The 14,421-nt window shown below is 27.6% G+C and carries 11 protein-coding genes; 2 read left to right on the forward strand and 9 right to left on the reverse strand.

Annotated features, from left to right (window positions below):
• Positions 1–3 precede the first annotated feature (3 nt).
• Both glpK and glpO read right to left on the reverse strand, forming a co-directional pair.
• Entirely contained in the window at positions 4–1,530 is a 1,527-nt protein-coding gene (gene glpK / locus FOY43_RS00480) for a glycerol kinase GlpK (protein ID WP_146308531.1), read from the reverse strand.
• 21 nt (positions 1,531–1,551) lie between these two features.
• Positions 1,552–2,697: a type 2 glycerol-3-phosphate oxidase gene (glpO, locus tag FOY43_RS00485; RefSeq protein ID WP_146308533.1), complete on the reverse strand. Its 1,146-nt coding sequence runs from the start codon at positions 2,695–2,697 to the stop codon at positions 1,552–1,554.
• Between the two features lie 163 nt (positions 2,698–2,860).
• Between glpO and FOY43_RS00490 the strand changes: the two genes are divergently transcribed.
• Complete coding sequence (locus FOY43_RS00490; protein WP_146308535.1) at positions 2,861–4,663, forward strand: DUF2130 domain-containing protein; 1,803 nt, start codon at positions 2,861–2,863, stop codon at positions 4,661–4,663.
• Positions 4,664–4,698: 35 nt separating this feature from the next.
• On the opposite strand, the gene dhaM is transcribed toward FOY43_RS00490, so the two are convergent.
• From dhaM to FOY43_RS00510, 4 genes are all read right to left on the reverse strand, one after another.
• The gene (gene dhaM / locus FOY43_RS00495) at positions 4,699–5,085 is read right to left on the reverse strand and encodes a dihydroxyacetone kinase phosphoryl donor subunit DhaM (protein ID WP_146308537.1); all 387 of its coding nucleotides are present in this window, start codon (positions 5,083–5,085) and stop codon (positions 4,699–4,701) included.
• Positions 5,078–5,689, reverse strand: coding sequence for a dihydroxyacetone kinase subunit DhaL (dhaL, locus tag FOY43_RS00500; RefSeq protein ID WP_146308539.1), 612 nt, complete (start codon positions 5,687–5,689; stop codon positions 5,078–5,080). The genes dhaM and dhaL overlap by 8 nt, the downstream gene beginning before the upstream one ends.
• Positions 5,690–5,714: 25 nt before the next feature.
• Positions 5,715–6,695 carry a dihydroxyacetone kinase subunit DhaK gene (gene dhaK, locus FOY43_RS00505; RefSeq protein ID WP_146308541.1) on the reverse strand — a complete coding sequence of 327 codons (981 nt, stop codon included), beginning with the start codon at positions 6,693–6,695 and terminating at the stop codon, positions 5,715–5,717.
• 156 nt (positions 6,696–6,851) lie between these two features.
• Positions 6,852–8,696 (reverse strand): alpha-amylase family glycosyl hydrolase, encoded by a 1,845-nt coding sequence (locus tag FOY43_RS00510; RefSeq protein WP_146308544.1) that lies wholly within the window; start codon positions 8,694–8,696, stop codon positions 6,852–6,854.
• 181 nt (positions 8,697–8,877) lie between these two features.
• Between FOY43_RS00510 and FOY43_RS00515 the strand changes: the two genes are divergently transcribed.
• Positions 8,878–10,173 (forward strand): glucose-6-phosphate isomerase, encoded by a 1,296-nt coding sequence (locus FOY43_RS00515; RefSeq protein WP_162847747.1) that lies wholly within the window; start codon positions 8,878–8,880, stop codon positions 10,171–10,173.
• 126 nt (positions 10,174–10,299) lie between these two features.
• On the opposite strand, the gene FOY43_RS00520 is transcribed toward FOY43_RS00515, so the two are convergent.
• The 3 genes from FOY43_RS00520 to secDF all read right to left on the reverse strand — a co-directional run bounded on the left by FOY43_RS00520 (position 10,300) and on the right by secDF (position 14,392).
• On the reverse strand, positions 10,300–10,926 hold the full coding sequence (locus tag FOY43_RS00520) for a hypothetical protein (protein ID WP_146308548.1): 627 nt from the start codon (positions 10,924–10,926) through the stop codon (positions 10,300–10,302).
• Between the two features lie 85 nt (positions 10,927–11,011).
• The gene (locus FOY43_RS00525) at positions 11,012–11,755 is read right to left on the reverse strand and encodes a phosphotransferase family protein (protein WP_146308550.1); all 744 of its coding nucleotides are present in this window, start codon (positions 11,753–11,755) and stop codon (positions 11,012–11,014) included.
• Between the two features lie 63 nt (positions 11,756–11,818).
• Positions 11,819–14,392, reverse strand: coding sequence for a protein translocase subunit SecDF (gene secDF, locus FOY43_RS00530; protein WP_146308552.1), 2,574 nt, complete (start codon positions 14,390–14,392; stop codon positions 11,819–11,821).
• Positions 14,393–14,421: the final 29 nt, after the last annotated feature.

Genomic DNA, 14,421 nt, shown 5'->3' on the forward strand with positions numbered 1-14,421 from the left:
TTATTATTTTACCTCGATTTCTTTTACTCAGTTAAATGTACGTTTAACTGCTTCATCTCACCCACGAATTAATGTTTCAACTTCTTTTGAAGATAATTGTGGTGTGAATTCTTTGTCAACCATTGTATTTTTTTCAATTTCATCAAGATTATCTCAATATTTTGTTGCCAATCCAGCAAGGAATGTTGCTCCTAAAGCTGTAGTCTCAACGTTTTTTGGACGAATAACTTTAACATTAGAAATTGATGATTGGAATTGCATTAAATAATTTGAATTTGATGCTCCTCCGTCAACTTTAAGAACTTCAATTTTCTTATCAACATCAGCAGCCATAGCTTTGATTAAATCGTTTGATTGATATGCAATTGATTCTAAAGTTGCTTTAACTATGTGTTCTTTCTTAGTGCCTCTTTCGATTCCGAAGATTGCTCCACGTGAGTATGAATCTCAATATGGTGCTCCCAAACCTGTGAATGATGGTACTAAATATACTTGGTGAGTATTATCTTTCTCAGCAAGTGAAGCATAGAAATCTGATTCTGCTGAGTTATAGATTAATTGTAATCCATCACGAATTCATTGAATAGCTGCACCAGCGATGAACACCGAACCTTCAAGTGCGTAAACAGGCTTTTCTTTACCAAGTTGTCATGCAACTGTTGTTAATAATTTGTTCTTTGAAAGAATAGGTTTATCACCGATATTCATCAAGGTGAAGCAACCTGTTCCATAAGTATTTTTAACCATACCAACTTTATTACATAATTGACCAAATAAAGCTGATTGTTGGTCTCCGGCTACCCCAGCAATTGGAACTTCACCAGTAGCTCTTAATGATCAGTGTTTTGGATTAATGATTCCATATACTTCACTTGAAGATTTAACTTCTGGAAGAATTGAACGTGGAATTTCAAATAATTCTAACAATTCATCATCTCAATCCATTGTGTTGATATTAAATAATAATGTTCTAGAGGCATTTGATACGTCAGTAGCATGAACATTTCCACCAGTTAATTTTCAAATTAATCAAGTATCAATTGTACCAGCAAGTAATGAACCACTTTCTAAAGCCTTTTGAGCTTCAGGAACATTTTTAAGAATTCATCTAATCTTAGTTCCACTGAAGTAAGGGTTAATGATTAATCCAGTCTTTTGACGAACCATTTCAATGTGTTCTGTTAAAGTGTCACAGTAATCACTTGTTCTTCTATCTTGTCAAACAATGGCATTGTATACTGGTAGACCTGTTTCTTTGTTTCATAAAACAACTGTTTCACGTTGATTTGTGATACCAACTGCTACAACGTCATTAGATTTAATATTTGCTTTATTTTTTGCTGATTGCATTGTTGAGAGTTGGGTGTTCCAAATTTCTAATGCATCATGTTCAACTCATCCACTTTTTGGATAATATTGTGTAAACTCATGTTGTGATGTAGATACAATATTTGCGTTGTGATCAAACACAATTGTACGACAAGATGTTGTACCTTCATCAAGAGTAATGATATATTTATCTTTATTCATATTTACCTTTACTACCTAATTTTAGAATACGTCGATTTCATAATCAGGTTTGAAATCTTCACGTTTTTCAAGTTTTAATTCAAGTAATTTAACAATTTCTTCAGCAATTGATGGGGCTGAACTAAGTGCAGGTGATTGCATACCAGCGGCTAAAACAAAATGTGGGTTGTTTTTTGATTTACGGATAACAAAGTCATTTGTTTCAACATCAATTGGACGTGAACCTGAAAGTGTCATTATTGTTCTATCTAATTTAAGTGAAGGAACAATTTTCTTTCCAATTTCTCCAATGTAATCGTATTTTTCTCTTGTTACAAGTCTTGTGTCTTCACGTGGTACACCTTCCTCAGCTGTAGGTCCAACTAAGTAGTGACCATCTAATGTTGGCGCAACAATAACACCTTTTCCATGAATTGTAGGTACTTTAAATAATACTGAACCAATTAGATTTTTGTCATAGTTATCTAAAATACGATATTCTCCACGACGTGTTGTTTGTTTGAAGTCATCGAAGTTGAATTTGTTTGCTAGAATGTCAGCATAGTGTCCAGCAGCATTAACAACTTTTTTCGCTACCACTTTATCAGTTCCATTAAGTGTTAATGTAAATTCATTATTTTCATATTTGATATCTGTAACCTCTGCACTTACTTTTAATTCTGTTCCATTTTGTTTTGATGCTCCTAAAAGTGCTTTAGTTGCTTCGACTGGGTGAATGGCAACTGACGAAGTACATAATAAAGCACCTAAAACATCTGGATTAACATTAGGTTCTTTTTTAAGGACTTCTTCTTTTGTAAGAACTTTTAAGTCTTTAGGATCAAGTTTGTTTACTAACCCACGATCATATAACATGTGAACATGTTTCATTTCTTCTTCATTGAATGCTAAGATTAATGAGTCGATTTTAACTCTAGGGAATTTTAAGTGTTTAAATCAATCTGTTTGTCACTTAATATTTCCTGATAAGTTTAATTTAGCTTCAATTTTGTGTGGTTCAGGATCAAAACCTCCGTGAATTAATCCTGAGTTACCTAATGAAGTTTCATCAGCAACTTTTGGATTTTTTTCAACAACTAGCACATCAAGTTTATATCTTGACAACTCGTAAGCGATAGATGCTCCGATGATACCAGCTCCTATAATAACTACATCATATTTTTTCATTTTTTAATCTCCTCGTATGTTTGATTACATTAATATTTTAATGAAATCATTTTCATTTTTTGCAAAAAAAGTAAAATTTCCACATTTGTGGAACGCTCTTTTAATTCTAAAAAAACTTTAAATACGCTATCATTTTAAATATAGGATTATAACAAGGAGAGAAATGCAACATATAAAAATAAATTGCCCAAAATGTAATACAACAATTGAATTAACAGAGAAAGTTGAGAATGAAATTTATAATTTTTTCTATGAGAATTCAAGTAAAAAAATAAAAGAAGAAATCAATGAAAGTTTAAAACTTAAATATGAAACAGAGTTACAAAGAGAAAAAAATAATGAATTTCAAAAATTTAGTGAGCAACTTAAAAAAGTTGAATCAGAAAAAAATGACTTATTGAATAAAATAAATGAACTAGAAATTAAAAATCAAGCCTCTGATGAAAGATATTCACTAATTTTAAAAAATAAAGAAAACCAACAAAAGAATGAATTGAATGAATTGACGAATAAATTAGAAAAAGAGAAAAATATAGAAGTTCAAAAAATTAGTGATCAATTGAAAGAACTTGAATCAGAAAAAAATAATTTATTAAACAAAATAAACGAATTAGAAATTAAAAATAACAGTATTGACGAGAAGTATTCATTAATTCTTAAAGATAAAGAAAATCAACAAAAATCCGAACACAAAGAAGCTCTTATTAAGTTAGAAAAAGAAAAAAATATTGAATTACAAAAAATTAATGAGCAAATCAGCAAAATTAAAATAGAAAAAAATGATTTGCTAAATAAAATTAATGAGTTGCAAAATAAAAACAGTAGTATGGATGAAAAATACTCATTAATTCTTAAAGAAAAAGAAAATGAATTCAAAATAAAATTAAATGACGAAATTAATCAAATTCAAAATGAAAATAAACATAAAATCGAATCATTAAACGAAGAAAAAAACAAATTAATTTTGTTAAATCATGATAATGAATTAAAAATTACAAATAAATTTAATGAAATGTTAAATGAAAATTTAAATAAAGAAAAAGAAAAATACGAAAAACTAATTAATGATAAAGATGCTGAAATAACTCAAATTAAAATGGTGAATACTAAATTAACTGAGGAAATTGCAAGAGTTAATGAAATTCAAAAAAATGAACTGAATACTTCAAAAGTTTACGGTATTTCAACCTATGGCGGTACCTTGGAAGAATATTGTAAAGATAAATACATGGAAGAATGTGATTTTGAAATTCAAAGGTACTCTACATTTGAAAAAGATACAAAGCTTGATGAAGAAAATGAAAAAGGTGATTTTATTTATCGTTTATTTTTGGATGAGGACAAAAAAATTGAAGTTACTTCGATTATGTTTGAGATGAAACGTATGATGAGTAATGAAAATAGAAAAAATACAAGTTTTTTAGAAAAGTTAGATAGAAATCGTAAAAGTAAAAAATGTAAATATGCTGTTTTAGTAACTACTTATGAGCCTGAAAATGAGATTTATAATAATGGTTTTAAGGATATGAGTGGACTTTATGAAAACATGTATGTAATTCGTCCAAAACAAATTGTTGAATTTATTAAATTTATTGTTAAATTCGAAAGAGATTATTACAAACTCAAATTAAAAGAAAAAGAAAATGATGATTATAACGTTTCACTTTTAGAATTAGAAAAAAATATTCATCAACGTGTTGAAAGTATCTTAACAACTTCTGGTAGATTGGATAGTAACTTAAATAAAATGGAAGATGAAATTGATTCAGCAATTAAAAAGCTTGAAGAAGTTAAAAAGGTATTTAATATATTCAAAAATAGATTTTATAGCGAACTTCCTAATAAATTGAATGACTTAGAGTTAAGTAAAATAGTAACTGCTAAAAGTTATCCATTATTGCATAAAAAACTTAAAGAAGAAAAAGCAAATGCTAAGAACATCGCTGAAATAATTGAAGAGGAATAAAAAATAAGTTGACAAATAAATGTCAACTTTTTCATTTATAATTTTGAAAAACTTTTGGTTAAAAGAGTTTCTTCTAGAAGTTGTTCAAGTGTGATGTTTTCATTATTTGTAGCTGTTGCAGCCATTAGTGACTCAACAAAAGGCGCGTCAACTAAAACAACTTTTTCATCACCTATCATTTCAACCGCCATTTGCGAACTCATAAGCGATGAACCGATTTCACAGAAAACCAAAACACCATCACCTTCGTTAACAGAATTAATAGATTCAATGACCTTTTGAACATCAGTTCCAAAACCATCACTATCAACCAAACCTGCTGCATTAACAATTTTGAATTCACTATTTTTCATAATTGAAGCAAGTTCAATTGCCGATTCAGCTAGTTTTTTACTGTGACTTACCACAACAAAATTAATCATTATAATTCTCCACTAAAGTTTCTAATATGTAATACATACTTTGTGAACCGGGATCAACTATTCCAACAGAACGTTCACCAAGATAACTTGCTCTTCCTTTGGTTGCTGGTTTATTCTTTATTGATTCTTTTGAATCATAAGCAACTTTTAATGCTTTTTCTAAGGCTGATTTACTATTTTCACCTTTTTGAAGTAATTCATCAAAAGTTTTAGCAAATGGTTCTAAAACATCTAACATTGTTTTTTCACCAACAGCAGCTTTACCACGCATTTTAATTCCTTCAGCAGCTGCTAAAAGCATTTTGTTTAATTCAGTTTCTTTTGCCATTCTCATGAATGCAGTAGCTAAAAGTGGTCCAGAACTTCCACCAACTTTACTCATCATTATCATTGAACATGAGTTCAGTAATTCAGTGGTAGTTTTATTAGAACTAGATTCTAAAATAGGTAATAATTCATGAAAACCACGTTTTAAGTTTGTTCCGTGATCACCATCTCCAATTTGTCTATCTAAATCTGTTAGTTCTTCTTCATGCATTTCAATTTTAGAAGCTATTTTTTTAAGAATATCAATTAATTCTTGAGTTGTAACAATTTTATTCATTAGTTTATCTTTCTACAATATTTAATTAAAATAAATTGTTTTTAATGTCGAAGTCTAAATATTTTTTTGTTTTTTCACTTAATTTAAGAACTGTGATTGAAAATCCAGGCATTTCAAGTGATGTCATGTAATTTCCAACAAGATTCTTGTGAATTTTAATCTTTTTACTTTCTAAGTATTTGTTTACATCATTATTAATTACATAAAGTTCCATAAGTGTTGTAGCACCAAGACCGTTTACTAAAACACAAATTTCATCATTTTCTTTTACTTTAGAGTGTTCTAATAGTTTATCTAACATATATTTAACATGTTCTTCAGAACTTTTAATTTTTTCTTTATGAGTACCAGGCTCTCCATGGATTCCTAGTCCCATTTCAATTTCATCTTCAGCAAGTTCAAATGATTTTTTACCAGAAGCAGGAACTGTACATCCACCTAAACTCATTCCTAGAGTAGCTGTATTGTCAACAACTTCTTGAGCAATTTGAGTTACATACTCTAAATCATGACCATCTTCTGCAGCTGAACCAGCAATTTTATGAACTAAAACTGTACCAGCAACACCTCTTTTTCCAACAGTATATAAACTGTTTTCAACAGCTATATCATCATTTACAATAACACTTTTAACGTTAATATTTCCCATTTGAGCAAAATCTGCAGCCATTTCAAAGTTCATAACGTCTCCGGTATAGTTTTTAACAACTAAAAGAACACCTTTTTCATTTCCAACTTCTTTAATAGCAGCTAAAACTTGATCTGGTGTAGGTGAAGTAAATACTTCTCCAGAAACAGCAGCATCAAGCATACCATATGTAACATATCCTGCGTGAGCTGGCTCATGTCCAGCACCACCTCCAGAAATTAATGTAACTTTATTAGCTTTATTTTTTCTAACAATAACATTATATCCTTCAAGTTTATAAATATTAGGGTTAGATTTAGCTAAACCTTCAAGCATTTCTGGAACAACATTTTCCACTTTATTTAATAATTTTTTCATAATCCCTCCGATATATAATTAATTATATAAGTTTATTACTCTTAAAATAACATTTCCATATTTTTCACACATCTACTTTATCACTAATATATCTGTTAATACCATTTTAATATGGTGAAAAAACTTAAAATGTACTTTTATTGACTAAAAAAGTAATTACTTTCTAACTAGTTTAAATACACCGAAGTTTACGCCAATATCTAATAATAACTGATTATTATTAATTGTAATATTACGTTTCATTTCTGGATGAATATCTTCAATGTTAAAATCTTGATTAATTTGAATTATAGGTTTGATTTTATTAAATACATTTTCAACTAAAACTAATAAATATTCATTATCAGATAGTTTTCTAACAGTGTAATATTCAGCAAAACTATTTGTTAAATCGTCGTTAATGTGACTTAAAACTTCGCTTGGATTTACTATATATTCAACATTTGTTTCACGTAGTTGAATAAATTCTTTTCTAAGTTTATTTATATCACTTGCAATACTGTAAATTGAGTTTTTATCTTTGATTATTTCTTCAGGCGAACTTAAGTTTTTTATTGAATGAGTGTAGATGTGTGAACTATTAATTCCTGAACGGCGTTCATAAAAATCAACTTGATATTTATCATTTTTTCAATTAAATGCCTCACGAACGTATTGATCACCACTACCTTTATGTCCATTCATCATTAATTCATCACCATGGTAAATTATTGGATTTCCACCTTTAGTTAGCATATTTAATAAGTTTACACTGTAGTAATTTTTTAAAATATCATTTACAAATCCATTTTCATCGATTTGTCTTCCTGAATAAAATTCACGGTTAATTTTTTGTATTCAACGTACCCGATCGTGATTGTCAATACTTGGAAGTCAAAGCGAATTATATGGTAAATATTCTTTGACTAACTTTTCAGTATTAGATGAGATAAAAGTTGAAGAATTTGAAGCATAATTAATCCCATCAAGTACACCATTAAGAGCTTTATTGTTTTGTTTATCCATGAAATACACTTTTGCATCAGCTGGATTTCCTCATCATTCACCAAACATAATTAACTCTTTATCACTTCTTTGTTCTGCTGTTTCAGAAATAACTGACTCAGAATTTTTTCTAAGTTGAGCAAAAATTGAAGCAATTTTACTTCCATCATCTCTACTTTCGTGTTGATTTTCAGAATTAAAGAAATGATAAAAAGCATCATATCTAAATCCATCGACACCTTTTTTAGCTCAGAATGATTGAATATTAATTAATTCTTGAATAACTTCAGGATTATCAAGATTTAAGTCAGGCATACCACCTCAAAATTCAGCAACATAATGTTTATTTGTAGGTTGAATGCTTTTATCAACATTAAAGAAGAGATTTCTTAAACTTGAATCATCAATTCCGTATTTTGTTTCACTTTGGTTTGATTTAGGTTCATAAAAGTTGTAGTATTTTTCATATTTAGGATCACCTTGAAGTGCTTTTTGGAATCAAGGATGTTCATAAGAAGTATGGTTAAATACAAGATCAATTATTACTCTAATTCCTTTTTCATGTGCTTTAATTAAAAAATTATCAAAAGCTTCCATACCTCCAAGTTCAGCTGCGACATCTGTATAATCAATAACATCATAACCATGATATGAACTAGCAGGATGAACAGGAGAGAGATATAAAGTATCAATTCCTAAATTAACAAAATAATCCAAATTTTCAGTTAGACCAATAAAATCACCAATACCATCATTATTTCCATCTGCAAAGGCATAAGTTATAAGTTGATAGAAAGTATTTGATGGTGTAACTTGTTTATTAAAAGGAGCAATAAATTTCACATTTTCTAATTCATCACTATAAGTTAAATTACTTAAATTTATTTTTTTATTAAAATTATCATCTCCCCAAAGTTTACTATTTTTACTTTCATTGCATGAGAGAGTTATTAAAGGTAAAGATAGACCTAAAGTCGAGATACCAATTAAAGATTTTTTAATTATTTTTTTATTCATATTTAAATTATATTAAGCTAACTCATAAATTTTAAATTTAAGTTAAAAAAATGACCATACAAGATGATTGTTAGAGTATAAAGAGTATAAAGAATAATTAAGGTATCTTTTACATATGATTATTTTATAAATAATGATTGCTTTTATTAAACTAGTATAATAAAAAAAGTGAAAGGAAATTATGAAATTTTTAAAATTAGATACTACATACTCAATGATTGAAAATTCAAAATTGAATTTATTACAAGAACGTGTTGATCAAATTCACAACAGCGTTCTTAAACGTGAAGTTGCTGAAAAAGATTGACTTGGTTGATATGATTTACCAGATAATTATGATAAAGAAGAAATGAAAGCTATGAAAAAACTTTCGTCAGAATGAAAAAAAGAAGGTGTTGAAGTAGTGGTTGTTGTGGGAATTGGGGGTTCATATTTAGGTGCAAAAACTGGATATGAATTTATCTTTGGTGAATATTCACAAAAAAGACCTGACATGGAATTAGTTTTTGCGGGTAATGATATTTCTTCTGAAGCGCTTGTTTCAAAATTAGCTTATGTTAAAAATAAAAAATTCGCTATTAACGTAATAAGTAAATCAGGAACTACTCTTGAACCATCTATAGCTTTTAGAGAATTTAGAATTTTACTTGAAGAAAAAGTTGGTAAAGATCAAGCTTCTAAATTTATTGCAGCTACAACTGATGCAAGAAAAGGTTTACTATTTGAATTAGCTACAAGAAAAAATTACACTAAATTTATTGTTCCTGATGATGTTGGTGGTCGTTTCTCAGTTATGACAGCAGTAGGTTTATTTCCATTCCTTTGTGCTGGAATTGACGCAGAAAGAGTGCTTGCAGGAGCTTCATTAACAAATAAAGAATTAAGTAGCTCAAAGATTTCTGAAAATGACGCATATAGATATGCTGTTACAAGATATTTATTAAATGTTGAAAAGAATTACCATGTTGAAATGATGGTTTCGTACGAACCTAAACTACAATACTTCAGTGAATGATGAAAACAATTATTTGCTGAAAGTGAAGGAAAAGATAGCAAAGGTCTTTGACCAGCAAGTGGAATTTTCTCAACAGATTTACACTCATTAGGTCAAATGATTCAAGAAGGTTCAAAAGTTTTATTTGAAACAGTGTTAACTCTTGAAAATCCTGTAAATAACATCACTTTTAAAAATGATGTTGAAGATATTGATCAATTAAACTATTTAAGTGGTAAAACTTTACATGAAGTAAATAATGTTGCATTTAAGGCTACTCAAAAAGCTCACTTTGAAGTTGGACAAGTTCCAAACTTACATATTCTTTTCAAAGACTTTAGTGAAGAAACTTTAGGTTCATTATTCATTTTCTTCGAAAGAGCTTTAACAATGTCAGCTTACTTACTTGGAGTAAATCCATTCAACCAACCTGGAGTTGAAGTTTACAAGAAAAATATGTTTTCAATGTTAGGAAAGAAATAATAATTTATATTAGAGTGCTTAGCACTCTTTTATTTTTGCTTGATTAAAAAACGACAAATTGTTAATTTTATATAACTAAAGTTTTATGGTAAAAAAAGCTGACATGAAGTCAACTTTCTCTAATTATTATTTAATTTTTATTTCTAGTGTTCATTCAGCGTTTTTATCAATGTCTAATGTTTCGCCAGTGACACCTTTAGTTTCATAAACTTTCATTGTAACTGTTGTTTTATCTTCTGAAAGTGTGTATTTTACACGCTTATCTGGTTGTCTGTAGTATCTGTTGTTTGAATCGGTTAGAGATTCTTGAGCAATAGGACCACTAAAGTATGAATCTTTAAGATTTTTCATATCTGAATAAATTTTCATTACTGTTTTTCTTAAATTAAAATCTGATTCAGATGTAATTACACTTTGATATGAAGTGAAACCTTCTGGTAAATTTTCTTTATTTTTGTATGAGTCAAAGTATAGTCTGTAGTTAGATGAATCACTTAAGAAAGCGATTAATGCACTTTTGTCTACGATTTCTAATTTATATTTAGTTTCTGAATTCAATGATTTAAAGTCTATAGTTGCTCCGTTTTCCAATTTTGTTAAATCTAGTTTTAAAACGGAAACAACTTCATTTTTACTTGTATCCTTACCTTGATCACCACTTTCTTTTTTACCACAAGAAGCAGAAAGAGCAACAAGAGGCATCATTGAAGTAAGGACCCCCCCAATTAATAGGTTTTTTAATTTAAATTTCATAATTCCTCCAATTAGTTATATTTAAATTGTATATTAATATTTGATTTTAATACTAATGAAATTTTTTTCCATAAAAAAAGACGCATTAGCGTCTAAAAGAGTTATTTTTCTTTTTTTCATCAAAAAGTTCAACCGTTTCTTTAAGTTTGATGAATAATTCACTATCATCAAATGCTTTAGGTATTTGAACATTGTTTCACAGAATTGTTAGATAATAAACTAATATTTTTTGTTGAATTAGATATTCTTCTCAGTAACTATCATAAGCTTCTAAAAAGATTTGTTCTTGTTCTTCATTAAGATATGAACCTGTTATAAAATAAGCGAGGTCAAAGTGTTTATCGCCCATAGTTGCATATTCTCAATCAATAAAATATACTTTATTGTCTTTGTCGACCAGAATGTTTTCATTGTACAAATCATTGTGTAATGGACGATTTGCAGCACTGTTTTTTAATATTTTTAAAATTCTTTTATAGTATGGATCCAATTCTTTAATAGAGTTATTTCTCTCTTTAAGAGTTTTAAGATATTCCTTAATTCTTTGAGAAATATTGTTCTTTGGAAAAATTAGTTCTGAATCATGCAGAGCCTTAAAATTATTAGCTATCTGAATTAATACTTCTTTGTTAAAAGTTAATCGATTTGTTTCAATTCATTGATATTTTAAGTATTTTTGATCATCAGAAATTAATTTAGGAACAAAATCAAATTTAGATAGTATTTTATAATCGATTTTATGATTAAAAGTGTTATATATTTTTTCTTGAATAAATTTATCACCATCTCTAAAAGATTTATTTGTGTGTCCGATTTTAATTTCAACCATATTCCTCCTTTTGGACTAATTATATATTTTTCAAAATAAAAAAACAAGCAAAAAGCTTGTAATTTAGTGCGTATAATCATTAACACCATTGAAGGTTTGTTCTTCAGGGTTGTTAATCGCTCAAAAGCGTCTATTAATTCTTCTTTGAATTCCTTTTTCTCTAATATTATTAAAAAAGTATAACAATCCAGGAAGAATAAATAAAATGATTGCATTGATTAAAATTATTGAAATCAAGAAAACTAATGGAATTCAATAACTTATTGTTCCCATAAAAGAAACAATAAACATTATTATGATTGCGATAAATTCAACAAAAATTAATTTAATATTTTGTTTCATAAATGCAACAACTGATTTATTGTACAACTCTCTTAAATCTTTTTGAGTTAATACTTTTTTATTTGTAAATAAGTGATTTCTTATTTCATTAGTGTTAATTAAATTGTTAAAAATTGTAATTAATGAAAGAATAAATATTGTCGAAAGTAATAATAACACTTGTGTGTTAATTTGAATATGTAAAAGATTTACTAAAGAAATTGTAAATAGAATAATCAAAGTTATCGAAATTAATAGTGATAGTAAGTTTGCCCAATTTGTTCTTACTAGCGTGTAGAAAATTATAAACACTAAAATAATTCCAAAACTGATAAATGTATCTCTAATAATATTTACATTAAAGGTGTTGTTTGTTGTGAAATAATCTAATTTCAGGATTCCAAAATTATTTTTTAATTCATTCGTTAAATTAGTAATATCAAATTGATTTTCAAAATTAATTTTAATTAAGTAGCTTAATGATTCTTTTTCACTCAACATAATTAGTGAATCTTGAACTTTTGGTAGTTCTGAGTTATTTAATATAAACTCATTTATTTTTTGTGCAGTTTCGTAACTGATGTAATTTTGAGTAACAACATTACTTTGAATGATTAATGTTGAACCTGAAATAAACTCACTTGTAGTATTAAATGCCAAGAAAAATTCATGTTTAATTAGCGAAACTGAAAGGATAACTATTACTGAAATTACTAAAATTATTGCAAAAATTACTGAAGAGATTTTAAAAGTTTTAACAAAGTCAAATCCAATAATTTTATCATTCATTAATTTAGCATTAGCTTTGGATAAATTAATTCCAAAATATTTTCGTTTATTATCGAAGAATCCAGTTGAAACCAATAAACTTGAAGTAATTCTGACAATTAGAATTGATGTAATAAGTCCAGCTACAATGGTAATGATTAATGGAATTGAAAATTCTCTAATATTTGAAGTTCCGAAGTAAAATAAAATAAATGAAACGATTAGTATAATTATATTTGAGTCAACACAATGTTGTAAAGTATCGCAATTCGCATTTCTAAAAGCTTTTTTAACACTGTCACCAGAATAAAGATTATTTTTTATTTTTTGGAATGTTTGAATGTGAATATTACTTACATAAATTATTCCCGTAATAATTGAAAGAGACAATAATGGGCTATAATCACCTCTAAGTAGGATGAACATCATTAAAACTAAAGTTGTGTATAATGCAATTGAAATGGTTGAAATGGCACCTAGAATTCCATAATTAACAATCATTAAAGCTGAAACTAAAGTGATTGTTAAAACTAATGATGTTACAAAACCAATAATTGCTAAATTTAAGTTATCATTATCAATGTAAGAACTTGAAACTAATTCAAGTTTGTAGTCTGATAAAGAGTAGTTAATGTCATCTTTAATTGACATTGCGTAATTGTAATCATTGTTTAATAACTTAAATTTAAATGAAGAATATTGTGAGAAGTAAGAAATTTGTTCAACACCAATTAAAAATTGTTCCGCATCAAAATCAGCAGATTTTAAAACACTTGGCTTTGTAACTTTTGAATTAGTTTCTGGATCGGTGATTTCTTGAGTAGTTTTATTTCCAACGTGGACAAAGTTGTATAAATTGTTTCCACTAGCTTCTCAATCTGCTGAATATCTTTTAGTTAATTCATATAACTTATCTAAATTTTTTCAAATTAAGATTTTTGGATCATTTTTACTTTGTATATATTGAAGTGCTTTATTAAATTCAAGTTGTGATTCTGAATTTTTATATTCAAGAGTAATGTAATTATCATCATTTGAAGTTAAATCAGCTTTAGCACTTTGACTTTCAAAAGGCGGAGTAAAACGATAAGGATCAATATTATCAAAATTTTCATTTATATTAAATAAACCATCTCTAAAAAGAATTTTTCCATCTATATCAGTAATAGTAATTAATGGTTTATCAATGATATTTTTTGAGTAAATTTCCTTAAGTGCATCTGTAAAAATACCTGATTGATTTATTGTAATTATTCCGTTTTCGTTTGGAATCACACTAATACCAGAAAATTGGTTTGAACTAATTCTATTATGAATTGAGTCAGCGATCTTGTTAGTTTCATCATTAATTGTTGCATTACCTTGTTTTTGTGCTTTAACAACAGTTTGAATTCCTGAACCATATTCAATAGAATTTTTCAAGCCTTTGGTAGATAAAAAAACACCACCAAAAACTATGCTCGCTAATGATGCGATAAATATTAAAATAGTTAATGTTATTCTTTTTCAATTATTTAATTTAAAGAATTCTTTTATTTTATTATTCATAATATAAATATTAACATATTAATTAATTT

Source organism: Mycoplasma anserisalpingitidis (assembly GCF_007858495.1).
GTDB lineage: Bacteria > Bacillota_I > Bacilli_A > Mycoplasmatales > Metamycoplasmataceae > Mycoplasmopsis > Mycoplasmopsis anserisalpingitidis_A.